Raw genomic sequence first — 24586 nt, 5'->3', positions numbered from 1 at the left:
CGGGGCGAGGGGCCGGGCGAGGACGGCGGCGGGCGGAGCCGCAGGGGCCGGAAAGGCCGGAATGAGAGCGGGTCCCGTCCGCGCGGGCTTTTCGTGCCGCCGCGCGGCTGGTACGGGCCCGGGGGTGGGCGGGTCGGCTATCTGGACCCGCCGACCATGTGGCGGGCCACTACCGTGCAGGCGTGCGGCATGTGGCCGTTCGCCGCCGGTTCCGGCTCGCCCATGACGGGCGTACCGCTGGGACAGCACCTGTTCACCGGGGCCACGGTCTGCGGCGACCCGTTGAACTGGTTCACCCGGGCCCGCTACATCTCCAACCCTTCACTGTTCATGCTCGGCATGCCGGGCCTGGGCAAGTCCACGCTCGTCAACCGCATGCTGATCGGTCTGTCCGCGACCGGGGTCGTCCCGCTGGTCCTCGGTGACCTCAAGCCCGACTACGCCGACACCGTCCGCGCCCTGGGTGGCCAGGTGATCTCCATCGGCCGCGGCCGGGGCGGCATCAACGTCCTCGACCCCGGCGCCATGGGCGCGGCGGCGGCCCGGATCGGCGGCGAGGCGGGCGAGGTGCTGAAGGCCGAGACGCACGGCCGGGTGCTGAACATGGTGGCCGCGCTGATCACCATCGTGCGCGGCCGGCCGATGGACGACCACGAGCAGTCCGTGCTCTCCGCCGTCCTGCACCACCTGCGCGAACGCAGCCCGCAGGGCCGTACGGTGCTGCTGCCGGACGTGCTCAGGGTGCTCGCCGAGGGCCCCGACCGGGTGCGCGCCGTCACCCTCGACCGGGGGGACGACGCCCGCTACCGGGACGCCGTCGACCCGCTGCACCGCTCCCTGCTGGGCATCCTCGACGGTCCGCTGGGCGACACGTTCGCCTCCGAGACCTCCACGCGCATCGACCCGGCCGCCCCGGCGGTGTGCATCGACATCTCCGGCATCGGCGAGGCCGACACCCAGCTGACCGCCGCCGCGATGCTCGCCGCCTGGTCCGACGGGCTCGGCACGGTGGCCGCCTCGCACGCTCTCGCGGACGCCGGCCTCGAACCGCGGCGCTGGTTCTTCACGGTGCTCGACGAGTTGTGGCGCCCGCTGCGCGCGGCCTCCGGCATCGTCGACCGCATCGACGCACTGACACGTCTGAACCGCTCCCTCGGCCTGGGCGACGCCAAGATCACCCACACGCTCAAGGACGCCGAGGCCCTCGGCACCGACGCCGACCGGGCCAAGGCCCGGGGGTTCGTGGAGCGGGCGGGGATGGTGGTGTGCGCGGGGCTGCCGAAGGCGGAGATGGAGGATCTCGGCAAGGTGGTGGGGCTGTCCCGGCGCGAGATCGAGCTCGTGTCGTCGTGGTCCTCCCCACCCGGCTGGGGGGTCTCGGGCGAGCACGAGGAGCCGCCCGGCCGGGGCCGCTTCCTCATCAAGGTCGGCGGGCGCCCCGGCATCCCGATCAAGGTCGCCATCACCGACGCCGAACGCCGGCTGCACGACACCAACACCCGGTGGACGCCGAACGAGAAGACCGTCGAGCGGGCCGTCGAGCAGGAACTCGCCCACACCGCCGCGCAGGTGGCCCGGGCCGCCCGGGAGGGGGCGTACGCGCTGCCCACCGGGCCCGAGGGCCCGGCGGCCGGCGGCGACGCGGGGAGGTGGACCTCGTGAGGGCTCCGGGCACCGGCAGCGCGCACGAGCAGCTGCCATGGGCGATCGTGGCGCTCGCCGGGACCGGTCTGGTCATGTTCACCGTCGTCTGGTCCGGCGGGACCCTCGGGTCCGGGCTGACCGGCAACGGCTGGCACAGCCCCGCGTTCGCCCTGTCCACCGTGACGCGACTGGCCACCGACGGGCCCGGCGGCCTGTGGCCAGGGACACCGGCCGCGGCGCTCTACGGGGGCATGCTCGGCCTGCTCGCGCTCGTCGCCCTGCCCGTAGCTCTGCTGCTGCGTGTCCTGCTGGGCCGGGCCGGCCGCACCAAGGGCCTGGCAGGGCGGCGCGAACTCGCCGCGATGTGCCCCAAGGGCATCGAGGGCCGCGCCCGCGAACTGCGCCCCACCCTGGGCGGCCGTGACCGGCTCCACCCGGACGAGACCGGCAACCTCCTGGGCGACCTCGTGCCCAACGGGCCCGAGTTGCGCAGCAGTCACGAGGACGTGGAGCTCGACCTGATGGCGCCGCGGGCCGGCAAGTCCACCGGCATCGCGGTCCCCCGGGTGCTGCGCGCCCAGGGCGCGGTCCTGCTCACGTCCAACAAGTCGGACGTGTACGCCGTCACCCGCGCCGAACGCGAGAAGGCGGGCACGGTCTGGACGTTCGACCCGCAGGGCATCGCGCACACCCCGCGCGCCCTGTGGTGGGACCTGCTGGGCGAGTGCCACACCATCGAGGGCTCCCGCCGCATGGCCGGTCACTTCGTGGCGTCCGTCAACGACGACACGGCGAAGAAGGACTTCTGGATCTCGGCCGCCCAGAACACCCTCACGGCTCTCTTCCTGGCGGCGGCCCGCAGCGGCACCCGCCTGCCCGAACTGCTCGGCTGGCTCGCCGACCCCGCCGACCGCACCCCGGTCGACCTGCTGCGCGACGCCGGACTCGCGGCGATGGCCGAGCAGTTGCAGGGCACCGTCCGCGGTGCGGTCGAGACCCGGGACGGCATCTACGAGACCGCCCGCCAGACCGTGTCCTGCCTGCTCGACCCGGAGATCCTCGCCTGGGTCACACCCGACCCCCGGCTCCCGGAGTTCCGCCCCGACCGGCACGTCCTCGGCCGGGACACGCTCTACCTGCTGTCCAAGGACGGCGGCGGTTCCGCGGCCGGCGTCATCGCCGGGCTCGCCGACGCGACGATGCGGGCCGGTGTGGTCGCCGCCGAGCGCATGGGCGGCCGGCTGGATCCGCCGCTGACCGCGGTCCTCGACGAGGCCGCCAACGTCTGCCGCATCTCCGATCTGCCCGACCTGTACTCGCACTTCGGCTCCCGGGGCATCAACGTCGTCACGCTGCTGCAGAGTTACCGGCAGGGCGCCCGGGTGTGGGGCGAGGTCGGCATGGACGCGCTGTGGAGCGCGGCGACGGTCAAGCTCCTCGGCGCGGGTCTGGACGACGCCGACTTCGTGCAGAAGATCTCCACGCTCGTCGGCCAGCACGACGTCCGCACCCCCACCGTCTCGCGCGGCAAGGAGGGCACGTCCCGGTCGTACTCCTACCGCCAGGAGGCCGTCCTGCCGCCGGACCGCATCCGTGCCCTGCCCAAGGGCACGGCCCTGCTGCTCGCCACCGGCGTCAAGCCCGCGCTCATCCGGCTGCGCCCCTGGTACAAGGAGCCCGGCGCGGCGGCGATCTCGGCGGCGGCGAAGGCGGAGACGGCGGCCATCACGGAGCGGGCCGCACGCCGTCTCCCGTCCGGTCCGCGCGCTGTTCCGGGTCCGCCGGGGCCGCAGGGGGTGCCGCTGTCCAAGCAGGTGTCGTGACCCCGCGCGGAACGGCCCGGGGGCGGCGCCGTCCCCGGGTGACGGCGCGCAGCAGGTGCTCGGCCGGCCCGTACCGCGTCCGCGCCGCGAGCCACGCGCCGAGCGCCAGCTGCACGGCGTAGAGCAGGACGCACCCGGCCAGGACCGCGACCGTGCCGACGCGGTCGTGGAGCCCCGGCCCGTATCCGGAGAACACCCAGGCGAGGACGAGTGACTGGGTGAGGTAGTGGCTGAGCGCCACGCGCCCGGCGGCGGCGAGCACACCGGCCGCCGCCGGGACGCGGTCCCCGGCCCGCCGCAGCAGCAGGAGCAGACCGCAGGCATACGACGTGGCGAGCGCCGGGGCGGTCAGGACGCTCACGGCCTGCCCGACCAGGAACCAGCGACCGTCCAGCGGCCCGCTCGCGCAGCACGCGGCGACCGCACCACCGCCGAGGCCCAGGGGCAGCGTGCGCAGGGCGGTCCGGCGCAGCCACACACGGTCCCGGCCGCGCCGCTCGGCCAGCCGGCTCTTCGCCGCCGCCAGCCCGCCGAGGAACGCGGCCAGCATGGCGGGCGCGTACAGCAGGCCGGTGCCGAGCGCGGCCGGCAGGTCCCGCACGTGGGTGCCGAGCACCGAGGCGGCGTCGCCCCGGTAGGCGGCGGCGCGCTCGGCGGCCCGGGGTGCGTACGCGGTGGCGGTGACCGGCTCGGTGAGGGCGACGGTCAGCAGCCCGTACCCGAGCAGCAGCGCCGACAGGAGCAGCAGCAGGGTGGCCGCGAGCCTCAGCGCGGCGCGGACGGTGAGCCCTCTCAGCCCGTACAGCACCAGGGCGAGGACGGCGTACGTCGTCAGGACGTCCCCGGGGTACAGAAGGACCGCGTGGAGCGCGCCCAGAACGAACAGGCCTGCCGTGCGCCGCAGATGGCGAGGGGCGAAGGCGGCACCGGCCCGGCGCGCGGCTCGGGCCTGGAAGACGAAGCTGTAGCCGAAGAGGAAGGAGAACAGGACGTAGAACTTGGCGGTGACCAGCGCGGTCACCAGCCACCCGGCGACCCGGTCCGGGGCGGGCGCCCCCGGTCCGCCGCCGAAGACCGTGGACGGGCCCGCCACGAGCAGGGCGTTGACCACGAGGATGCCGAAGAGGGCGAACCCGCGCAGCACGTCGAGTTCGCCGACCCGCGGAGCACCGGCCCGGCTCACCCGGCCGTCACGACCTCGGTGCCGAACGCCAGTGTGGCGGACAGGAACCAGCCGAACGACGGGGCCAGCAGGTGCCGGGACGTCCACAGTCTGGCCCCGGTGGGCCGATCGCGCGCGTACACGACCGGCACGCTGCCGCCGACCGGGGGCATGCCGCAGATCGGCCCGAGCGGGCCCGGATCGAGGACGACGTCCCTTCCCAGGTGGTCGGAGAACAGCACCAGCCCGCCGCGCCGCGGGTCGGTCGCCGCGCGGGCCGTCCCCCGCCCCGTCACCCGCCGGCCGCGCGCCCACCGGGCGGCGGCGGTCGCCGGCGCCCGGATCACGGCCGGCAGACTGCCGAGGCCGAGCCCCGTACCCAGCGCGAGCAGCACCACCTGTGCGTTCACATCAATCCCTTCACCCGGTGCCCTGAGGGCACAACGGGCCGCGGGGCCAAGCCGGTTCACACCGCCCTTGAACCTCCGCGGGCCACGCGGCCGTTGTGCGGGTGGCCCGATGACCTCGAAGGAGCCAAGAAGGAGCCACGAACCGCATGAGACAGATCCCGGGCGCGCACGGCCGCCGGACGGCGGCCGTCGTCACGCTGGCCCTGGCCCTGACGGCGACGCTCCACCAGCCCGCCGTCGCCGAACCGCAGACCCTCGCCGAGGTGCGCGCCGAACTCGACCGCCTCTACCACCGGGCCGAGGTCGCCACGGAGAAGTACAACGCGCTGGACGGCAAAGTCACCCGGCAGGAGGAGCGCCTCGGCACGCTCCGGGCCCAAGTGGCCGCGGCCGAGCGGAAACTGAGCCGTCTGACCGGCCTGGCCGGGGCGGCGGCCCGCTCCCAGTACCGCGGGGGCGGTGTCCCCGCCGAGGTGCAGTTCGCCCTGGCCGGTGATCCGGAACGCGCGCTGGACAACGCCTCCCTGGTCCGTCGGGCGCAGCTGGGTACCCAGCGGGTGATCAGCGCCCTGACCACGACGAAGGAGGAACTGCGCACCCGCGGCGACGCGGCGGCCGAGGAGCTGAAGCGGCTGCGCCGGAACCGCGGTTCCCTGGACTCGCACCGCAGGACGATCCGCTCGCGCATCGACGAGGCCCGGACGGTGGAGTCGCGGCTGGAGCAGAAGCAGCGCCGTGAACTGGCCGCGCTCGAACGCAGGACGGCCGACGAGGCCCAGGCGGAGTGGGTGCGGTCGGGCGTCCTCGACGGCGGGGGCACCGAGGGCAGCAGCGCGGGCCGCGAGGCCGTGGCCTTCGCTACCGGGGAGCTCGGCAAGCCGTACGTCTGGGGCGCCGAGGGCCCCGACTCCTACGACTGCTCCGGTCTCACCTCGAAGGCGTGGCTGGCGGCGGGCGTGGTCGTCCCGCGCACCTCGCAGGAGCAGTGGCGGCTGCTGCACCGCGTCCCGGTGGGGAAGATGCGCCCCGGTGACCTGATCATCTACAACGCCGACGCCAGTCATGTCTCGCTCTACATCGGCGACGGCCGGATGATCCACGCCCCTCGCCCGGGGCGTCGGGTGACGGTGGCACCGGCCGGGTCGATGCAGATCCTCGGGGTGGTGCGGCCCGACGCCTGACCTCCCGTACACGGCTCCGGCGGGCACGCGACGCCCCGGAGCACCGGTCCTCCAGCCGCCACGCACCAGCAGGAGATTGCCATGTCCACCACCCAGACGTCCCCCGCCGGCTCCGGGACCCCGGCCGACGCGTCCGCCCCGGCGTCCGGCGGGGAGCCGCCCGCCCCGCCGCGTTTCATCCTCTACCTGGACGGACCCGCCTACGCGCAGACGCTGCGCCAACTGACCCTGTGGACGCACCACGTGCTGCTGCCGGTGTACGGCAGGGAGGTCACCTCGCAGTCGCCCTGGTGCCCCGTCTGGTGGGAACACCCCGAGGCGGTCGCCCAGTTGCACGGCCTGTGGCTCGCCTGGGGTGATCTCACCGGGCCCGGCTCCGACATGACCGGCCCGGCCGTCTGGCACCGCGACCACCTGTCGTCGGTCATGGGCACCCTGCGGGACCCGCAGGGCCCGTTCGCGGGCTGCAAGCCCGGCATGCACCGCCCGAAGGAGAAACCCACCGTGGAGACGACGGACCCCTTCGGACCGCCGCCTCCTCCCCCGCCGCCGTCCCCGTGGTCGTGACCCTGGCCGCCGGGCGGGCGCCCGGGCGATCGGCAGGTACGGGCGGAAGGTGATGAACCGTCCGCCCCGCCGCCCCGTTGTGGTTCCCGATCGGTACAGCCATCCGGTCGGCGGTGCCGGACCCGGCACCGTCACAGGCTCCCCCCAGGGAGCGCTCACCTCCCGGAAGGAAGGGTGACATGGCAGGATCCGAACACTCGGACGACAGCGCCAATTCAAACGCCAGTTCTTACTCGTCGGTCAGGATTTCCGACGATGGAAGGCGGGCGCGGGCCCGGGTCTCCAGCGCGGCGGTCCCGGACGACGCGCCCCCGCTGTTCGCCGACGCCGGCACCGGCGTGTACGACCAGTCCGCCCGGCAGTTCTACGCGGTCAACACGGCCCAGCCGAAGGGCCGGCAGGTCGCGCGGTGGAGCAAGAGCGCCGCCGCGTGGGTCGCGGAGAACAAGTCCCGCATCGTCAAGGCACTGGTCGACGTCACACCGACGATCATCCAGGGCGCCTCGTCGTTCACGTCCGGCCGGGCCGCCACGATCGTGAACGGCGTCGGCATAGCCACGCAGGCCGGAGTGGCGGGCTACGAGCTCTACGGCCAGGCCAAGCAGGCGCGGGCGGGCGGCCACGTGGACCCGGTCCAGGTCGGCGCGAGCCTCGGCAGGCTCGCTTCCACGGCGCTGAACACCTACGCCGCCGTGGCCGACCAGGAGTCCTCGACGACCAAGATGGTCGGCGGAGCGGGTTCGTGGGTGGCCGGAGGGGCCACGATGACCGACGTCATGCACCACGCCCACACCGACCCGGGACGGGCGGCGGAGGACCCCGGCTACGAGATGTACGGGATGCACCGCAACCCGGTGCTCGGCAACCAGCCGGGGCAGTATCCGCCCGGGTTCACCCCGGCCCCGGCGCCGCCGTCCTCCACTTCGTCACTGTCGGCGCCGGCCGGCAACGCCCCGGCCAACAACACCCCGGCCGGGAACTTCAGCCCGGCCGGCACCTCCAGCGGACGCGTGAGCAGTCAGCAGCCGGCACAGCCGCAGCTGTCCGCGAAGGCCCAGGGCAAGAAGCCTGCCGGCAACGGCCGCTAGGGACACCGCACACCGCGCCACCGTCCGGTGGGGGCGTGCCGGGGCTGAACCGCCGGCCCGGCACGCCCGTTGTCCCCCCTTGTCCGCACCTTCCGACCTGAGAGAGGGCCACCGTGGCGGATGACGACGCGGCATCCCCGAACCGGAACCGGCCGGCCGGGGAGCGTCCCGAGGCCGCACTGGCGCGTGAGCTGATCGCGACCGAGTACCGCCTGCGGGAAGGACGCCGCGGCGCCGGACGCGACGCGGCGGACACGCCGGGCGCCCGGAGCCGTCCGGCGGAGCTCCTGCGCAGGCTCGTCGACCGGCTCTCCGCCCGCATCCGGGCCGGTGCCGGCGCCCCGGACGCGGGCGTGCCCGGGTCCGGGCCCGGGTCCGGGGCCGGGCCCGGGTCCGGGGCCGGGCCCGGGTCCGGGGCCGGGCCCGGGTCCGGGGCCGGGCCCGGGTCCGGGGCCGGGCCCGGGTCCGGGGCCGGGCAGCCGCTCCCGGCACAGACGACCGCCCCCGCCGGGACCCGTGTGGACGGGCCGTCCCCGGAGGGTTCCGGGCCGTCGGCGCACCCGGACGTGGTGCGCCTGGAGCGGCGGATCGGCCGGCTGCCGACGCTCCGGCACGAGGCGTTCGAGGACGCGGTGCTCCACCTCTTGCGGACCGACGACCGGTTCAGGAAGGCGTACGAGCGGTCCCCGGAGAGCATGCCGACGGTCGCCCGGTACGCGGCCAACGCCTACACGCGGGAGGCGCTGCGGGAGTCGTCTGCGGGCGCGGACCCACGGGAGCGCGCGTCGACGCGGGGCGGCCCGTCCCGGACCGCGTCGCTCACGCGCGCGAACGCCACCACCGACAGCGGTACGCAGACGGAGACCTCGGCCGGAACGCGCACCGCCGCCGAGGCGCTGGACGCCGCCCGCGACCGGATCATGGCAGCCGACGCACGGCAGTTCGCGGCGCTGCGCGCTCGCTGGGAGCGTGCGGCCGACCGGGAGCGGCCGGACACGGCCCCGGGGCGGGACCGGAGCGGCTTCGAGGGCCCACGGCAGGACGAGATGACCGACGGGCAGGCCTTAGGGGCGGCCCAGCGGGCGCGGGGGGAACGGCCCGGCGCCGGCGCCACCGCCTCCCCCGCCTCCTCCGCCTCCAGCGCCTCCAGCGCCTCCAGCGAGGATCTCGCCGGCGAGGGCTTCCGAGCCGCCGCCGAAGCCCGTCGGGAGCAACGGGGCAACGGCCCCACCGCCGTTCCCCGCTCCACCGACGCCTTCGACGGCCAGGCCTTCCTCGCGGCCGAGCGAGCCGCTCAGGGGGCCGCCAAGGGAGCCGTTCAGGGGGCCGGGCCGGGTCCGGACCCCGCCGGGCCGCCGACGGACGCCGTCAGGAGCGCGCCCCCGCCGCCCCTGCTCGGCAGCGAGGGACACGCGGCCGTACGCGGCTCCCTCGACACCCTCCGGCCCTTCTCACCTCCACGGCCCCGGGCACCCCGGACACGCCGACGCGTCCGCACCGCCCGGCGCCGGTCCACAGCCCCACCACCCCCACCACCGCCCAGAAGAGAGGACGGACATGACGTACGTCGCCCCCGCGGGAGGCGCGGTCCATGCGTGAACCGCGCATCCGCAGCCGCATCTCGTTCCTGCTCGCGCTGCTCCTGGTCGTGGCCGGTGTCACCGGCACCGCGCTGTTGATCCAGAACGAGCGCCCGGACGGCGTGAGCATCGCGGGCACACCGGCCGCCGGTGTCGGCTCCCCCGAGCACACGGTCACCTTCCGCAACACGACGGACCACCGCATCTGGATCGGCAGCACGGTCAACGCCGACGGGTCGGCCCCGCTCACCGGGCTGCCCACGCTGGACCCGGGCCGGTCGGCCACCGTCACCGTTCCCGAGCAGTCCGGCGCCGGGCACTGGCGCGGCAAGTTCTTCGCCCGCGAAGGCTGCACCGGCGAGGAGGGGACCACGTTCCACTGCGCCGTCGGCGACTGCGGCCCCTACGCCGACCGGTGCTCGACCGGTGAACAGCCCACCGGGCTGGCCGAGTTCAACTTCGACCCGAAGGACGGCGCGGCGCCCTGGTACAACGTCAGTTACGTCAACGCCGTCGCGTCGCCCATCACCATCACACCGGACGGCGTGACGCCGCCCCGGTCGGGCGAGTGTGCGCCGGCGGGGTGCGCCACGGATCTGCTCGCCGCCTGCCCTGCGGACGACCTGGTCCGGGACCAGGCCACCGGCCGGCCGCTGGTGTGCGTGAACCCGAACCGGGACGCGAAGACGCCCTACAGTGACGCGCTGGCCGCGCAGTGCCCGACCGCCTACAGCTGGTCCAAGCACGACACCGAGCGGGGCAACCAGGTCGTGTACCAGTGCCGCGAGTGCACCGGCCTGACCGTCACCTTCCACGGCACCGACGACGGCGCCGCGCCGGCCCCCGCCGCCACCGCCACCGGGCAGCCCGGCAGCGACGGCATCCCCGCGGCCTCCCGCAAGGGCGTCGCCCTGAACCCCGTGGCGGGCGCCTCCGAGGCCCTGGCCGACTCCGGTTCGTCCTGGTACTACAACTGGGCCTCCGCCGCCGGCGGCGTCACCGGCAGCCCCGGCACCGAGTTCGTCCCGATGATCTGGGGTCCGGACTCGGTCACCGACGCCGAACTGGGGCAGGCCGCCCGCGAGGGGAAGGCGCTGCTCGGGTTCAACGAGCCGGACCACCCGGGCCAGGCCGACATGTCGCCCGAGCAGGCCCTGGACCTGTGGCCGCGGCTGGAGTCCACCGGCCTGCGGCTGGGCGCACCCGCGGTCGCCTCCGGCGCCGACGTGCCGGGCGGTTGGCTGGACCGGTTCATGACCGGGGCCGAACAGCGGGGCGCCCGGGTCGACTTCATCCCCGTGCACTGGTACGGCGCCGACTTCGGACCCGGCGCCGCCGATCAGTTGCGCGGCTATCTGCAGGCCGTCCACGACCGCTACAAGAAGCCGGTCTGGCTCACCGAGTACGCCCTGACCGACTTCTCCCGGGGTGCCCCGCGCTACCCGAGCGAGCAGGAGCAGAACGACTTCGTCCGGTCCTCCACCGAGATGCTGAACAAGCTGGACTTCGTCGAGCGGTACGCGTGGTTCGCGCTGTCGAAGGAGACCAGCCCGACGGGTCTGTACGACGGGGCGGTGCCCAGCGCGAGCGGGCGGATCTACCGCGAGGTGCGCTGAGGCACCGCCTCCCGAAAAGGACGGCGCGTCCGTTGAACCGTCCCCCTCCTCGCCCGCGTTGTGCGGGTGCCCGCCGGCGGTTCGCCGGCGGGCCTCACGAGCGAAGGAGAGTCATGTCAGGCGGTCCGTCTCGGCTCGGCCTCCCGGGCGCGCGCGTCGGCCGGGCCGTCCGGCAGACGGTCGAGCCGCTCACGGACCTGCTCGGCGTCCGGATGGCCGAACTCCGCGAAGATCGCGAGGGCGTGCCGCCAGCTCGCCCGGGCCGCCTCGGGCTCTCCGCCGTCGAGGTGGACGTCCCCGAGATGGCCCAGCGTGTGGCCCTCGCCCCAGCGGTTGCCGATGTCCCGGTGGGTCGCGAGCGCCCGGCGGTAGTGGCCGACGGACTCGCCGTGCCGGCCGAGCCGGTGGTGGATCGTGCCGAGGATGTCGAGGGTGACGCCCTCGACCCAGCGGTTGCCGCCATCCCGCAGGACGACCAGCGCCCGCCCCAGGCAGTCGAGGGCCTCGTCGTAGCGTCCCAACCGCTGGTAGGCGTCGCCCAGGTTGCTCAGGGCGATGCCCTCACCCCAGACGTTGCCCGCGATGCGGTCGAGGGCCAGCCCGCGGCGGGCGTACTCGACGGCTTCGCGGAGCCGGCCGGCGTGCAGGTAGGCGTCGCCCAGATTGGCGATCACCGATGCCCGGGCCACCCTGTCCCCCAGCTCCCGGCTCAGCGCCAGCGCCTGGTGCAGGTGCTCGACGGCCTCGTCGAACCGGCCGGCGTTGCGCAGCGCGGCGGCCGTGTCGGACAGGCCCTGTGCCTGCCCTTCCCGGTCCCCGGCGCCGCGGGCCGCGGCCAGTCCCGTCCGTGTGGTGTCCAGCCAGTCGTGCACGTGGCTGCGGAGGTAGAAGAACCCCCACAGGACGGCGGGCAGTCGCCACGCGGTGCCGGTGTGCCCGGCCTGGGCGGCCTGGTGCACGGCGACGATCAGGTTGGGCCGTTCGGTCTCGCACCAGTCCAGCGCCCGTTCGTGCGTGGTGAACTCCAGCGGCCGGCAGTCCTCCGGCCTCGGCTCCAGCGGGATGCGACGGCGGGTGGGGGTGATGTGCGGGTAGGCCGCGTCGGCGGTGTGCAGATACCAGGTCAGCAACCGCTGGAGCGCCAGATCCCGCTCCTGCGGGGTCTCCTCCACCCGCACGCGTTCGGCGGCGTACACACGGAGCAGGTCGTGCAGGGTATAGCGCCCCGGGAAGTGCTCGGTGAGCAGGTGGGCACGGGTCAGTTCGGCGAGGAGCCCTCGCGCCTCACGCGGAGCGAGCCCGGCGAGGGCGGCCGCCGCCGGCGCGGAGATGTCCGGCCCCGCGTGCAGCCCCAGGAGCCGGAACAGACGCGCGGCCGGAGCGGACAGCGCCTTGTAGGACCAGGAGAAGACGGCCCGCACGTCGGTGGTGATGTCGTCGCCGCCGGTGAAGGCGTCCAGGCTGCCGTGGCTTTCGTTCACCTCGTCGGCGATGGCGCTCAGCGGGAACCCCGGGTGGGCGCAGGCGTGCGCGGCGACGATGGCGAGGGCGAGCGGCAGGCGGGCGCACCGCGCGATGATCTCGTCCGCGGCCCGTGGTTCTGCGGCCAGCCGGCCGCTGCCGAGGCGCCGGGCCAGCAGGTCGTGCGCCTCGGCCGGGGAGAGCTGGTCCAGCGTCAGGGGGTGCGCCCCCTCACCGGCGACCAGGCCCGTGAGCCGGTTGCGGCTGGTGACGATGACCAGGCAGCCCGGGGACCCGGGCAGCAGCGGGCGCACCTGTTCGGTGTCGCGGGCGTTGTCGAGCAGGATCAGCACCCTGCGGCGGGCCAGCAGGCTGCGGTACAGCGCGACCTGGGCGTCGAGGCCGGCGGGTATGCGCATCGGCGGTACGCCGAGCGCGTCGAGGAAGCCGCGCACCGCTTCGTCCGGCGTCAGCGCGGAGCCGGTCGGGTCGAAACCGCGCAGGTTGACGTAGAGCTGACCACCGGGGAACCGGCCGGCGACGCGGTGGGCCCAGTGCACCGCCAGGGTCGACTTGCCGATCCCGCCCATGCCTCCGATCGCGCTGATCACCACGGTCGACGGAGGGCTGCCGTCCCGGGGCAGCAGGTCCCCGATCAGGCCGAGTTCGGTGTCGCGTCCGGCGAACGTCGGCAGGTCCGCGGGCAGTTGCGCGGGGCGGGCCGGCTGGAACGGCGACCCGTGCGGGTCGCCGGGGCCGGGCCGTGCCGCGTCGTCCGGCGTCACCCCTCCCGCCGTGGCACCGTCGGCCGGCGTCGCCCCTCCCGCCGTGGCACCGTCGGCCGGCGTCGCCCCTCCCGCCGTGGCACCGTCGGCCGTCGTCCCGTCCTCCGGTGCGGCGCCGGACCGTGCCGCCCGTACGGACGGCCGGGCCTGCCCGGGCACCGCCGGAGCCGGGCTCGGGGCCGGGTGCGGCATCAGGGCCGGGTCGGCGGCCAGGATGCGGTCGTGCAGGTCCTGGAGCGACAGGCCGGGTTCGACGCCCAGTTCCGCCACCAGGGCAGCGCGTGTCCCACGGTACGCGGCCAGTGCCTCGGCCTGCCGTCCCGACCGGTACAGGGCGAGCATGAGCAGACGGCACAACTCCTCGCGCAGGGGGTGCCCGGCGGTGAGCGGGAACAGCTCGGCGATCACCTCATGGTGGCGTCCGAGTTCGATATCGGCGTCCAGCCGGGCCTCCAGCGCGGCCAGCCACTCCTCGTCCAGCCAGGAGCGCGCCGTCTCGGCGAGCGGGCCCGGGACTCCGGTCAGCGCGGCGCCCCGCCAGCCGTCGAGCGCGGCGCGCAGCAGGTCCGCGGCGCCGGACACGTCGCCCGCGGCGCGCGCCTCCTTCGCCTCCGCGACCCGGCGCTGGAACACGGCGAGGTCCAGGCCGTCGTCCGGAACGCGCAGCAGATATCCGTCACCGACGGAGACGAGCGCCCGGGGCTGCTCCGCCGGCCTGCGGTCGGGCTCCAGCACCTTGCGCAGGCGCGACACGTAGGTCCGCAGAACGGACACTGCGGCAGCGGGCGGCTCCTCTCCCCAGACGGCGTCGATGAGTTCGCCGAGCGGCAGGGGGCGCCCGCGACGTAAGAGGAGCGCCGCCAGCACCACCCTCTGCTGCGGCGAGCCGATGTCGAGTTCCCGCTCCCCGCGCCACGCCCGGACCGGCCCCAGCACAGCGAAACGGAAGGTATTCACGTTGTCCACGTTCGGACTCTAGTGCGCACCCGCTCCGGCACGCCCACTTCAGCGGAACATGCCGTTCCGTCACCTGTCACCGCTGACGTGCCGGTCCTTCCCCTTTTCAGCGCCGAGTTGAACCGCGACCGGCCGGTGTCCGTTGCGTACGCGGGCACCGCCGACACATCCCGGCCGCGCGAAAGGCCGGGAACAGCAGAGAGGAACGCCGATGAGCCCGGGCCAAGAGGAAGCGGACGAGCCGGTCACCGTGACCGAACACGCCACGCACCGGGGGCCGTCCGATCCGTCCCCGCACTTCACGGTGGTCATCTCCGGCGACGGATCGGCCGCCGTCGACGGTGAACCGGTGCCGGTCGCGGAGGGAACGACGGTCGACGCCGCGATCCTCGACCTCCTGCACGCACACGCGCGCGACCGGAACACCGCCGTCACGGCGGCGATCTCCGACCCCGCCGCCGGGTATGTGGCGCACGTCGAGGTCTTCCCGGACGGCTCCAGCGCGCTGCGGCAGCAGGAGGAAGCGGCGGCGGAGGAGGGAGTGACGGGGCCGGTGACGTCCCTCGTCCCCGAGGTCGGCGACCCCGCCGGGAAGGACCGGGAGAGCCGGGACGACCGGGACCACCGGGAGGATCGGGACGACCATGAGGACCGGGACGACCGGGAGAATCCTGACGACGTCGACGAGGCGGCCTACGAGCTGCCCGAGCCCGAGAGGGCCCAGGCCGCCCGCCCCGTACCGCAGCCCGCGCCCGCTCGCCGACCCGGCGCACGCCAGTCGGACGACGAGTTCGACGGGCCCGGACTGCTCGGCAGGCCCCTGGTGGTCGGGCCGGTGGCGCTCGGGGTGGCCGCCCTGGTCGTCGTGCCGCTGGTGATCCTGGGCAGCGGCGGTTCCGGCGACGGCGGAGACCGGGAGGAGACGGCCGCGCGTGCGGGCGGTTCGCCGTCGGCCTCGGCCTCCCCGGCCCTGTCGCCCTCCTCTCTGCCGATCCCGCCCCCGCCCGTCTCCCCCTCGGCCACGGACAAAGCCAAGGACAAGGACAAGGAGGGGACCGGCAAGAAGCCGACACCGAAGGACACGCCGGGGGCGAAGGGCGCGGGCGGGGTCACCGTGACCGTCACGGCCAGGCCCCCGGCGGCCACCACCACCGTCACCGCCGAGCCCCCGCAGGACACCGCGGCCAGTGCCGTGAAGCGGCTCGCCGCGAACGACCCCTCCGGACGGCACATCTGCTACCGCGCGTACGTCTCCGGGCAGGGCTGGCAGAAGCCGGTGTGCGACGGCACGATCGCCGGCACATCGGGCCGGAACCGGCCGATCAAGGCCCTCAACATCGCGGTGCACGGCATCGGCGGATCGGCCGCCAACGCCTTCCGGCACACGGCGGAGCCGGTCGACGGCCGAGGCAAGTGGCAGCCCAGCTGGACGGCCGTCACCGGCGACGGCCGGAACTTCACCATCGGCAGCGCGAAACGGAACGCGCCGAACATGCTGGGCTTCGCGATGAACGTCGGGACCGGCGAGATCTGCAACACCGTCCGCCTGCGCGGCCACGACTGGGGCGGGCGGGTATGCAGCAAGCCCCGCCCCGACTTCACCTTCGGCGGCACCCTGGACAACGAGGTCTGGCTGGAGGCCGTGAAGCTCACGGTGTGAGCGTGCGGCGGTCACGCCGCCGCACGCCGCCGGATCGTCATGTCCATCGTGAGGGCGGCGAGTTCCGGCAGCGCGGTCTGTTTCGTCTGGACCGTGAGCAGTGCAATGTCCCCGGACGCGTGCCGGACGCAGATCTGGCCTCCCACCCGGCACCGAGGCCAGGGGCCGGCGCCGTCGGCCGGTCGGCTCGTTCCCCCTGGTCCCCTGGTCCTCGGTCAACCATCAGTTGACCGAGGCAGCCCAAGGGGGAGCCAGGGAGGTTCAGGACGCGGCCGGGGCCTTCGGGGCGCCCGTAAGCTCCTCGCCCGCCTCCATCGGGTGGGTGACGTCATGGGCGTCGCGGCCGCCCCGGCCCAGGTGGTTGAAGACCAGGTTGAGCAGCACGGCCGCCACGCAGCCCGTGGAGATGCCCGAGTCCAGGACGATCCGGGCCGTCTCCGGGAAGGCGTGGTAGAACTCCGGCGCCGTGATGGGGATGATGCCGACGGCCAAGGACACGGCCACGATCAGGACGTTGTTGTCCTTGTCCAGAGCGGCCCGGACGAGGGTCTGGATGCCGCTGGCGGCGACCGAGCCGAACAGGACCACGCCCGCCCCGCCGAGCACCGGGCGCGGTACGACGGCGATCAGCGAGGCGGCCATCGGGCACAGGCCCATCAGCACCAGGAAGCCGCCGCCCGCGGCGACGACGTAGCGGCTGCGGATCTTCGTCATGGCGACCAGGCCGATGTTCTGCGCGAAGGCGCTGCACATGAAGCCGTTGAAGAGGGGGCTGACCGCCGAGCCGAGGGTGTCGGCGCGCAGGCCGGCCGCGATGGTCCTCTCGTCGGCCGGGCGGTCGACGATCTCGCCCAGCGCCAGCATGTCGGCGGTCGATTCGGTCATCGACACCACCATCACCACGCACATCGAGATGATCGCGGCGAGCTGGAACTGCGGGGCGCCGAAGTGGAACGGGGTGGGGAAGCCGATGACGGCCGCGTCCGCGACAGGGCCGAAGTCCGTGGCGCCCAACGGGATCGCGATCAGCGTGCCGATCACGAGGCCGAGCAGCACGGCGATCTGCTTGACGAAGCCCGTGGTGAAGCGGCGCAGCAGCAGCACGATCAGCAGGGTGACGGCGGCCAGGCCCAGGTTGGTCGCCGAGCCGTAGTCGTGCGCCGTCGGGTCGGGCCCCTGCGCCCAGCCGAAGGCGACGGGGAGCAGCGATATGCCGATCAGGGTGATGACCGTGCCCGTGACGACGGGCGGGAAGAAGCGGATCGCCTTGCAGAAGACGGGGGCCGCCAGGAAACCCAGGAGACCGGCGACGATGACCGCGCCGAAGATGATGGGCAGGGCGTCGGACTTGTCCTCGGTGGAGGCGACGATCGCGGTCATCGGGGCGACACCGGCGAAGGTGACGCCGTTGACGAACGGCAGCCGGGCGCCGATCTTCCAGATGCCGAGGGTCTGCAGGAAGGTGGCGAGGCCCGCGGTGAACAGGCAGGCGCCGGTGAGGAAGGTCAGGTCGCCGGCGGAGAGGCCGATGGCCGCGCCGACGATCAGGGGCGGGGCGACGACGCCCGCGTACATGGCGGCCACGTGCTGCAGGCCGGTCGTCGCCATCTTGAGCGCGGGGAGTTTTTCGTCAACGGGGTGGTCGGCCACGGCGGCGTCCCTCCGGTCGGTTACACGGCCGCGCCGATGCGGCCGTGGGTGTCAGGGAGGTGGTGCGGGTGGTCGTGCGGGACCGGACATGCGGCGGACGGTGGTGGCCGTTCCGGGGCGCGCGCGTCCGCGCGCACCCCGGAGACGACCGCCGTGGTCCCCGCTCGGGTCCACGGCCACCGGCCGGGAGCCGTCCCTCCCGGCCGGAGTCATCCGGGTGTTCAGGCCTCGGCGGCGATCCTCGCCAGCCGCCGGGCCTCGTCCCGTGTGGCGCGGGCGATGGCGTCCTCGTCGGCCGTGAGCAGCCGTCCGTCCTCGACGATCTGCCGGCCGTTCACGAAGGAGGCGGTCACCGGGGCGGCCGCGCCGAAGACCAGGGCGGTCACCGGGTCGGCGATGGAGGCGTGGGCGAGGGTGTCCAGCTTCCACAGCACGAGGTCGGCGAGCTTGCCGGGCTCCAGGGAGCCGGTCTCGGCGGCCCTTCCGAGGACCTGGGCGCCGCCGTACGTCCCGAGGCGCAGGGCCTGACGGGCGTTCAGGGCGGCTTCCCTGTGGCCGCCGAGGCGGTTGATGAGGAGCGCGTTGCGCAGTTCGGTGTGCAGTTCGCCGGACTCGTTGGAGGCGGTGCCGTCGACGCCGAGGCCTACGGGGACGCCGGCCGCGAGCATGTCGGGGACGCGGGCGATGCCGGCGGCGAGGCGGGCGTTGGAGGACGGGCAGTGCGCGACGCCGGTGCCGGACCGGGCGAAGGCGGCGATGTCGGAGTCGTTCATGTGGACGCAGTGCGCCATCCACACGTCCTCGCCGAGCCAGCCGGTGGACTCGAAGTAGTCGGTCGGGCCCATGCCGAACAGTTCGTGGCAGAACTTCTCCTCCTCCACGGTCTCCGAGCCGTGGGTGTGCAGCCGGACGCCGAGGCGGCGGGCCAACTGAGCGCCGTCACGCAGCAGTTCGGTGGAGACGGAGAAGGGCGAGCAGGGCGCGACGGCGATCTGCGTCATGGCGTCGAAGGAGGAGTCGTGGTGCTGCCGTACGGTCTCCTCGGTGGCCGCCAGCGCCCCGTCGAGGGTCTCGACGGCGAAGTCCGGGGGCAGGCCGCCGTCCTTCTCGCTGCGGTCCATGGAGCCGCGGGCGAGGGTGAAGCGCACGCCCATGTCGCGGGCGGCGCCGATGATCGCACCGGAGAGGTCTCCGGAGCCCTGCGGGAAGACGTAGTGGTGGTCCATGGCGGTGGTGACGCCGCCGCGGGCCATCATCGCGAGGGAGCCCTGGGCGGCCGCGCGGACCATCGGCTCGTCGATGCGCGCCCAGGTGGGGTACAGCGCGACGAGCCAGTTGAAGAGGTTGTGGTCCGTGGCCAGGCCCCGGGTGATCCACTGGTAGAAGTGGTGGTGGGTGTTGATCAGGCCGGGGGTCACGAGGTGACCGGAGGCGTCGATGCGGCGGGCGACGTTCTCCAGGCCCCCGGGGGCCGCGCCCGCGCCGAGTGACTCGATGCGGTTGCCGGCGAGGACGACGTGCCCGGAGGCGTACTCGGTGTCGTGTCCGTCGACGGTCGCGATCGCGCAGTTCTCGATGACGATGCGCCGGTCTGCTGCCATGGTTCGTCCTTTGCGCTGTGGTGGAGAGGGCACGGCAGGACCCTGGAGGTTTTGAGTGCCGTGGCCGGGAGAAGGGTGCCCCGGCCACGGGTGCCGAAAGGGGAGCGTCAGAGGTTGGTGAGGTCCACGGGGATCTTCGCCTCACAGCCGTCCCGGAGGACCGTCGCCTCGATCAGGCCGTAGGGGCGGTCGGCGGCGAAGTACACCTCATTGTCGTTCTTCAGCCCGAACGGCTCCAGGTCCACCAGGAAGTGGTGCTTGTTCGGGAGGGAGAAGCGGACCTCGTCGATCTCACTGCGGTGGTTGATGATCCGCGAACCCATCTGGTACAGGGTCTGCTGGAGCGAGAGGGAGTAGGTCTCGGCGAAGGCCTGGAGCATGTGCTTCTTCACCTGCTCGTAGGACTTCTCCCAGTGGGGCATGCGCTGCTCGTCGTCGGTCCAGTTGAACCGCCAGCGGCCGGAGACCTCGGTGGCCAGGATCCGGTCGTAGGCCTCCTTCAGGGTCGTGTACTTGTCCTTGACGTAGCCCCAGAACTCGGAGTTGGTCGAGTTCATCACGACGAGGTCCTTCAGGCCGGACACGACCTCCCAGCGCTCACCGTCGTAGGTGATCTGGGTGAGCCGGGTCTCCTGGCCCTTGCGGACGAAGGAGTGCTTGACCTCGTCGGCGCCGCTGAACCGGGAGTTGGCGTCGGAGGCCTCGATCCGCTCCCAGGCGTACTCCTCGATGCGGATCCGGGCCCGGTGGATCGGCTCCTGGCTGGTGACGAAGTGCCGGGCGAGGTGGATGCCGAACTGCTCGGCGGACTCGATGCCGTGCTCCTTGGCGAACGCGTACACCGTGTTCTTGGTGGTGTCGGTCGGCAGCACGTTGGCGTTCGAGCCGGAGTAGTGGACCTCGTCCATGTCGCCGGAGAGGGCGACGGAGACGTTGAGGTCCTTGATGTGGTGGGTGGCGCCGTCCCGCGTGATCTTGACGACTCGGTTCTCGGCCTTGCCGTACTGGTTCTGTCCCAGGATCACAGGGCGGGCCGGGCGGGAAATGTCTGCCATCTCTAGCTAGCTCCCTCGGTATACGGAGTAGCCGAACGGGTTGAGCAGCAGCGGTACGTGGTAGTGCTCGCCCGGCACGACGGCGAACGTGATCGCCACCTCCGGGAAGAACACACCGGCGCCGCTGTCCCGATTCGCGGGGGCGTCCTGCTGCGCATCGGCCTTCTGGTTCGCAGATTTCTCGAAGTACGGCTCGACGGCGAAGTCGAGCCGTACGTGGGTGGTGCCCTCCGGCAGGGCCGGGAGGTCCTTGCACCGGCCGTCCGCGTCGGTGGCGGAGCCGCCGAGCGCCTGCCAATCCGCCGTGCGCCCGGCGCGGGCGGCGAGGTGGACGGCGACGCCCTCGGCGGGGCGGCCGACGCTGGTGTCCAGGATGTGCGTGGACACGGATGCGGTGGTGCTGGTGCTCATGGTCGGGCGTCCTCTTCAGTCGTCTTCGACGAGGCGGGCGAGCCGGATACGGTTGATCTTGCCCAGTTCGGTGCGGACGATCTCCCGCTCCCGCTCCGGCGGGTTGCCGATCCGTTCCCGGACCGCGTCGCGCATCTGCTCGCCGGTCCGGCCGGTGGCGCAGATCAGGAAGACATGGCCGAACCTCTCCTGGTAGGCGAGGTTCAGTTCCAGCATCTCCGCCTTGAGCGCGTCGGAGGCGCCGGCCATGCCGCTCTGCTCCCGGGCCGAGGTGGGGTCGCCGGGCTTGGGCCGGCCGATGGGCGGATGGCCGGCCATCGCCTCGTCGAGATCACCGGCCGTCAGCTCCGCCATGGCGGCGTCGCTCGCGGCGTACAGGTCCTCGCAGGTGGCGTAGGGGCGGGCGGCCAGCAGGCGCTTCGCCCACGCCGTGGAGGCGCACGCCTCGCGGAGGGCGGTGTACGCCGCGTGCTCCTCAAGGGTGTTGAACCGGGTCAGGCCCGGCGGCGTGGAAGTGGACGTCACGGGAGCCTCCGTGGCCGGTGTCGGCCTTCGTGCTGAACGGGCGTGCCGACAGCTAACGCCCTCCCCCGACAGCACGTCAACAGTTTGTTGAAAATTCGGGGCACGAAACCGGACCGCCGCGGGGCCGGCCGGTCAGGCCCCCTTCTCGCGGTTGAGGTAGTTGTAGACGGTGAAGCGGCTGACACCGAGGGCACTCGCCACGGTCTCCACGCCGTGCCGTACGGAGAAGGCGCCACGCGCCTCGAGTATGCGCACGACCTCCTGCTTGGCCCTGCGGTCCAGATCGGCCAGCGGCACGCCCTTGCGACGCTCCATGGCGGCCAGGATGTGATCGAGGGAGTCGGCGAGCTGCGGCAGCCGGACGGCGACGGCGTCCCTGCCCTCCCAGGCCAGGACGACGTCGTCGGGACCGGCCTCGTCGGGCGGGATCATCTCGCCGCCCATGGCGTCGACCAGGGGTTTCACGGCCGCGATGAACGGCTCGCCCCCCGCGCCGCTCACGCCTCGCCCTCCTCGACCACGTTGACCTGGAGCGTGACCCGGGTGGCACCGGCCTCCAGGGTCTTGCGGAGCAGGGCGTCCACGGCGCCGAGCACCGCGTCGGCGCCGCCCTCCGCGGTGTTGCCGAACGGGCCCACGTCCACGGCGTCCAGCTCGGCGGCCTCCACGACCTCGCGGGCCACCACCGCGTGCGCGGGCGCCTCGTCCAGGTCGAACGGCTCGGTCGTGAACTCCACTCTCAGTCGCACGCGCTCAACCTAACGCGCGGGGCGGACTTTCCGGCAGCCCCTCTTGACAGCCCGTGCACCCCACAGGCAATCTTCCGTTAAGCAGAAACATGATTCCGCAATACGGAAAAGCACCATGGAAAACGCTCACACCATGGAAGACACGGAAGGGAGCGCCGCCCCGATGGGATTCGCAGACCAGCGCTTCAACGTCAACCTGTCGATCCTCTTCACGGAGCTCCCCCTCCTGGAGCGCCCCGCGGCCGCCGCCGCGGCGGGCTTCACCGCGGTAGAGCTGTGGTGGCCCTGGGTCGACTCGCCGGTCCCCGAGCAGGCCGAGCTCGACGCCCTGAAGCACGCGATCGAGGAGGCCGGCGTCCAGCTCACCGGCCTGAACTTCTACGCCGGGCAGCTCCCGGGCCCGGACCGCGGCGCCCTGTCGGTTCCCGGTGAGGAGTCGGAGCGGTACCGCGCCAACATCGACGTGGCCGCCGGCTTCGCCGCCTCGCTGGGCTGCACGGCGCTCAACGCGCTGTACGGCAACCGCGTCGAGGGCGTGGACCCGGCCGAGCAGGACGCGCTCGCCCTGGAGAACCTGGCTCTCGCGGCCCGGGCCGCCGGCCGGATCGGCGCGGTCCTGCTGATCGAGGCGCTGAACCGGCCCGAGTCCCCGCTGTACCCGCTGGTGTCGGCCCCGGCCGCCGTGGAGGTCGTCGACAAGGTCAACGAGGCGACGGGACTGGGCAACGCCCGCTTCCTCATGGACCTCTACCACCTGTCCATGAACGGCGAGGACCTCCCCGCGGTGATCGAGCGGTTCGCCGCGAGGACCGGGCACGTGCAGATCGCCGACAACCCGGGCCGCGGCGCGCCGGGGACCGGCTCGCTGCCCCTCGAAGACCTCCTCGACCAGCTGAAGAAGGCGGGCTACGACGGCTGGGTCGGCCTCGAGTACAAGCCGGGCGACCGCCCGAGCGCCGAGGCCTTCGACTGGCTGGCCCGCTGACCCCCGTACCGAAAGGCACCCCCATCATGAGCAACGCACTCCCCAAGGTCGCCTGGATCGGCCTCGGCATCATGGGCTCCCCGATGTCCGAGAACCTGATCAAGGCGGGCTACCAGGTCACCGGCTTCACGCTGGAGCAGGACAAGCTGGACCGGCTGGCCGCCGCCGGTGGCACCGCGGCCGGTTCGATCGCCGAGGCCGTGCGGGACGCCGACGTCGTCATCACGATGGTTCCCGCGTCCCCGCAGGTCGAGGCCATCGCCTACGGCCCGGACGGCATCCTGGAGAACGCGCGGTCCGGCGCGCTGCTGATCGACATGTCGTCGATCACCCCGCAGACCTCGGTCGACCTGGCGAAGGCGGCGAAGGACAAGGGCATCCGCGTCCTGGACGCCCCGGTGTCCGGCGGTGAGGCCGGCGCCATCGAGGCCGTGCTGTCCATCATGGTCGGCGGCGAGCAGGCCGACTTCGACCAGGCCGAGCCGGTCTTCGAGGCGCTCGGCAAGACCATCGTGCTGTGCGGTCCGCACGGCTCGGGCCAGACCGTGAAGGCCGCCAACCAGCTGATCGTCGCCGTGAACATCCAGGCGTGCGCCGAGGCCGTGGTCTTCCTGGAGAAGTCCGGCGTGGACCTGAAGGCGGCCCTGGACGTCCTGGGCGGCGGGCTCGCCGGCTCGACCGTGCTGACCCGCAAGAAGGACAACTTCCTCGGCCGGGACTTCAAGCCGGGCTTCCGGATCGACCTGCACCACAAGGACATGGGCATCGTCACCGACGCCGCCCGCACCGTCGGCGCGGCCCTGCCCGTCGGCGCCGTGGTCGCCCAGCTGGTCGCGTCCCTGCGGGCGCAGGGCGACGGCGGCCTCGACCACTCGGCGCTGCTGCGGGCCGTGGAGCGGCTCTCCGGCGCCCAGGTCTGACCCTCCCCCGACCCTCGTGGCCCGGGGGTCCCCCGATCCCCGGGCGGCGCCGCCGCTGACAACTGTCCTGTCGCGCCCAGAGCGGCGGCCCCGCCCGGCATCAGAAGAACCTCGCGCACGTCCACGCCGCCGGCCCCGAGTACGGGCGGCGCGTGGAGGAGGCGGTCCGCGCCCTGCGCGAGGACTGAAACTCCCTGACCGTGTCCGACCGCCCGGGGCGACCCGGATGAGGGGTGGTCCCCCGGGCACGGACACGGTCAGGGCGCGGACCGCGGCGGCGTGCGAGCCAGTGCGGTGGTGAAGGGTCCGGACCGGCTTCTCGACCTGAGGGAAACCGGCCCCGGAGCCCGTCGCACCCGCCGCGGTCCCAGCACCACCCACCCCTCTCCCCTCGACCCCGTCCGGCGGCGCGAACGTCCTGTCGCGCCCAGCCTCGCGCCGCCGGACGGCCAGCCGTTCCCAGGGTGCGGATCGGTCCCGTTCGCAGCAGCCTGAAGGCATGGCACCTCACACCGAGCACCCGCATGTCGTGGTCCACGCCCCCGCACTGGACGGCTCCCGCCGGGTCACCCTGGGCGAGGAGCCGCTGGGCGTCGCCACCCACACCGACGACGTCGCCGAGATCCTGCGGCTGGCCGACCTGTATGTCACGGACGTCGCGGAGAGCGACCTCGTGGAGTGGCAGGGCGGCGGGCCGGACGACTGGCCGGGGCTGTCGGAGCACCACGAGGCGTGAGCGCGCCTACGGCACCGGTC

Annotated in this window: 21 protein-coding genes; 11 read left to right on the top strand and 10 right to left on the bottom strand. The window is 73.6% G+C overall.

The features are described from left to right. Positions 1-93 precede the first annotated feature (93 nt). Positions 94-1662: a putative type IV secretion/conjugal transfer ATPase gene (locus RFN52_RS32255; protein ID WP_374050224.1), complete on the top strand. Its 1569-nt coding sequence runs from the start codon at positions 94-96 to the stop codon at positions 1660-1662. Positions 1663-1736: 74 nt separating this feature from the next. Beyond that, a complete protein-coding gene (locus RFN52_RS32250) occupies positions 1737-3467 on the top strand; it encodes a type IV secretory system conjugative DNA transfer family protein (protein WP_184854106.1) in 1731 nt (576 codons plus the stop codon). Here the strand turns inward: RFN52_RS32250 and RFN52_RS32245 are convergent. After that, positions 3370-4650, bottom strand: coding sequence for a DUF418 domain-containing protein (locus RFN52_RS32245; RefSeq protein ID WP_184851534.1), 1281 nt, complete (start codon positions 4648-4650; stop codon positions 3370-3372). The genes RFN52_RS32250 and RFN52_RS32245 overlap by 98 nt on opposite strands. Next, positions 4647-5039 carry a hypothetical protein gene (locus RFN52_RS32240; RefSeq protein ID WP_184851532.1) on the bottom strand — a complete coding sequence of 131 codons (393 nt, stop codon included), beginning with the start codon at positions 5037-5039 and terminating at the stop codon, positions 4647-4649. Before RFN52_RS32240 ends, RFN52_RS32245 begins: the two co-directional genes overlap by 4 nt. 146 nt (positions 5040-5185) lie before the next feature. On the opposite strand from RFN52_RS32240, the gene RFN52_RS32235 reads away from it, so the two are divergent. From RFN52_RS32235 to RFN52_RS32215, 5 genes are all read left to right on the top strand, one after another. Then, a complete protein-coding gene (locus RFN52_RS32235; protein ID WP_184851530.1) occupies positions 5186-6220 on the top strand; it encodes a C40 family peptidase in 1035 nt (344 codons plus the stop codon). An 81-nt stretch (positions 6221-6301) separates the two neighbouring features. Next, entirely contained in the window at positions 6302-6787 is a 486-nt protein-coding gene (locus RFN52_RS32230; protein WP_184851528.1) for a DUF4913 domain-containing protein, read from the top strand. 179 nt (positions 6788-6966) lie between these two features. Next, positions 6967-7875 (top strand): hypothetical protein, encoded by a 909-nt coding sequence (locus tag RFN52_RS32225; protein WP_184851526.1) that lies wholly within the window; start codon positions 6967-6969, stop codon positions 7873-7875. A gap of 113 nt (positions 7876-7988) precedes the next feature. Next, entirely contained in the window at positions 7989-9554 is a 1566-nt protein-coding gene (locus RFN52_RS32220) for a hypothetical protein (RefSeq protein ID WP_311241101.1), read from the top strand. Next, on the top strand, positions 9467-11071 hold the full coding sequence (locus tag RFN52_RS32215; protein ID WP_184851521.1) for a glycosyl hydrolase: 1605 nt from the start codon (positions 9467-9469) through the stop codon (positions 11069-11071). Before RFN52_RS32220 ends, RFN52_RS32215 begins: the two co-directional genes overlap by 88 nt. 116 nt (positions 11072-11187) lie before the next feature. Here RFN52_RS32215 and RFN52_RS32210 read toward each other — a convergent pair whose 3' ends face one another. Beyond that, the gene (locus RFN52_RS32210) at positions 11188-14283 is read right to left on the bottom strand and encodes an AfsR/SARP family transcriptional regulator (RefSeq protein WP_311241100.1); all 3096 of its coding nucleotides are present in this window, start codon (positions 14281-14283) and stop codon (positions 11188-11190) included. Positions 14284-14485: 202 nt separating this feature from the next. On the opposite strand from RFN52_RS32210, the gene RFN52_RS32205 reads away from it, so the two are divergent. Further along, positions 14486-15934, top strand: coding sequence for a hypothetical protein (locus RFN52_RS32205; protein ID WP_184851519.1), 1449 nt, complete (start codon positions 14486-14488; stop codon positions 15932-15934). 261 nt (positions 15935-16195) lie between these two features. Here the strand turns inward: RFN52_RS32205 and RFN52_RS32200 are convergent, their stop codons facing one another. The 7 genes from RFN52_RS32200 to RFN52_RS32170 all read right to left on the bottom strand — a co-directional run bounded on the left by RFN52_RS32200 (position 16196) and on the right by RFN52_RS32170 (position 21925). Next, on the bottom strand, positions 16196-17584 hold the full coding sequence (locus RFN52_RS32200) for a nucleobase:cation symporter-2 family protein (RefSeq protein WP_184851517.1): 1389 nt from the start codon (positions 17582-17584) through the stop codon (positions 16196-16198). Positions 17585-17805: 221 nt separating this feature from the next. Next, positions 17806-19185 (bottom strand): 8-oxoguanine deaminase, encoded by a 1380-nt coding sequence (locus RFN52_RS32195; RefSeq protein WP_184851515.1) that lies wholly within the window; start codon positions 19183-19185, stop codon positions 17806-17808. 107 nt (positions 19186-19292) lie between these two features. Continuing rightward, positions 19293-20240: a factor-independent urate hydroxylase gene (gene pucL / locus RFN52_RS32190; protein WP_184851513.1), complete on the bottom strand. Its 948-nt coding sequence runs from the start codon at positions 20238-20240 to the stop codon at positions 19293-19295. 6 nt (positions 20241-20246) lie between these two features. Then, entirely contained in the window at positions 20247-20651 is a 405-nt protein-coding gene (gene uraH, locus RFN52_RS32185) for a hydroxyisourate hydrolase (RefSeq protein ID WP_184851511.1), read from the bottom strand. 15 nt (positions 20652-20666) lie between these two features. Next, positions 20667-21176: a 2-oxo-4-hydroxy-4-carboxy-5-ureidoimidazoline decarboxylase gene (gene uraD, locus RFN52_RS32180; protein ID WP_184851509.1), complete on the bottom strand. Its 510-nt coding sequence runs from the start codon at positions 21174-21176 to the stop codon at positions 20667-20669. 132 nt (positions 21177-21308) lie between these two features. Continuing rightward, complete coding sequence (locus RFN52_RS32175; RefSeq protein ID WP_184851507.1) at positions 21309-21677, bottom strand: helix-turn-helix domain-containing protein; 369 nt, start codon at positions 21675-21677, stop codon at positions 21309-21311. Further along, a complete protein-coding gene (locus RFN52_RS32170) occupies positions 21674-21925 on the bottom strand; it encodes a hypothetical protein (protein ID WP_184851505.1) in 252 nt (83 codons plus the stop codon). The genes RFN52_RS32175 and RFN52_RS32170 overlap by 4 nt, the downstream gene beginning before the upstream one ends. Positions 21926-22088: 163 nt before the next feature. On the opposite strand from RFN52_RS32170, the gene RFN52_RS32165 reads away from it, so the two are divergent. From RFN52_RS32165 to RFN52_RS32155, 3 genes are all read left to right on the top strand, one after another. Beyond that, the gene (locus RFN52_RS32165; RefSeq protein ID WP_184851503.1) at positions 22089-22910 is read left to right on the top strand and encodes a TIM barrel protein; all 822 of its coding nucleotides are present in this window, start codon (positions 22089-22091) and stop codon (positions 22908-22910) included. Between the two features lie 26 nt (positions 22911-22936). Further along, positions 22937-23830, top strand: a complete 894-nt coding sequence (locus tag RFN52_RS32160) for a 2-hydroxy-3-oxopropionate reductase (RefSeq protein WP_184851501.1) — start codon at positions 22937-22939, stop codon at positions 23828-23830. A gap of 499 nt (positions 23831-24329) precedes the next feature. After that, the gene (locus tag RFN52_RS32155; protein WP_184851499.1) at positions 24330-24566 is read left to right on the top strand and encodes a hypothetical protein; all 237 of its coding nucleotides are present in this window, start codon (positions 24330-24332) and stop codon (positions 24564-24566) included. Positions 24567-24586 lie beyond the last annotated feature (20 nt).

It is taken from the genome of Streptomyces collinus, from assembly GCF_031348265.1.
Taxonomy (GTDB): domain Bacteria; phylum Actinomycetota; class Actinomycetes; order Streptomycetales; family Streptomycetaceae; genus Streptomyces; species Streptomyces collinus.
This window is presented reverse-complemented; position numbering and strand designations above follow the sequence as displayed.

What these genes read in the sequence shown, in the direction of transcription:
- RFN52_RS32250 (WP_184854106.1), top strand. Translation starts at nt 1,737, where the DNA reads ATGTTCACCGTCGTCTGGTCCGGCGGGACCCTCGGGTCCGGGCTGACC.
- RFN52_RS32235 (WP_184851530.1), top strand. Translation starts at nt 5,186, where the DNA reads ATGAGACAGATCCCGGGCGCGCACGGCCGCCGGACGGCGGCCGTCGTC.
- RFN52_RS32230 (WP_184851528.1), top strand. Translation starts at nt 6,302, where the DNA reads ATGTCCACCACCCAGACGTCCCCCGCCGGCTCCGGGACCCCGGCCGAC.
- RFN52_RS32225 (WP_184851526.1), top strand. Translation starts at nt 6,967, where the DNA reads ATGGCAGGATCCGAACACTCGGACGACAGCGCCAATTCAAACGCCAGT.
- RFN52_RS32215 (WP_184851521.1), top strand. Translation starts at nt 9,467, where the DNA reads ATGCGTGAACCGCGCATCCGCAGCCGCATCTCGTTCCTGCTCGCGCTG.
- RFN52_RS32205 (WP_184851519.1), top strand. Translation starts at nt 14,486, where the DNA reads ATGAGCCCGGGCCAAGAGGAAGCGGACGAGCCGGTCACCGTGACCGAA.
- RFN52_RS32195 (WP_184851515.1), bottom strand. Translation starts at nt 19,185, where the DNA reads ATGGCAGCAGACCGGCGCATCGTCATCGAGAACTGCGCGATCGCGACC.
- pucL (WP_184851513.1), bottom strand. Translation starts at nt 20,240, where the DNA reads ATGGCAGACATTTCCCGCCCGGCCCGCCCTGTGATCCTGGGACAGAAC.
- uraH (WP_184851511.1), bottom strand. Translation starts at nt 20,651, where the DNA reads ATGAGCACCAGCACCACCGCATCCGTGTCCACGCACATCCTGGACACC.
- RFN52_RS32165 (WP_184851503.1), top strand. Translation starts at nt 22,089, where the DNA reads ATGGGATTCGCAGACCAGCGCTTCAACGTCAACCTGTCGATCCTCTTC.
- RFN52_RS32160 (WP_184851501.1), top strand. Translation starts at nt 22,937, where the DNA reads ATGAGCAACGCACTCCCCAAGGTCGCCTGGATCGGCCTCGGCATCATG.
- RFN52_RS32155 (WP_184851499.1), top strand. Translation starts at nt 24,330, where the DNA reads ATGGCACCTCACACCGAGCACCCGCATGTCGTGGTCCACGCCCCCGCA.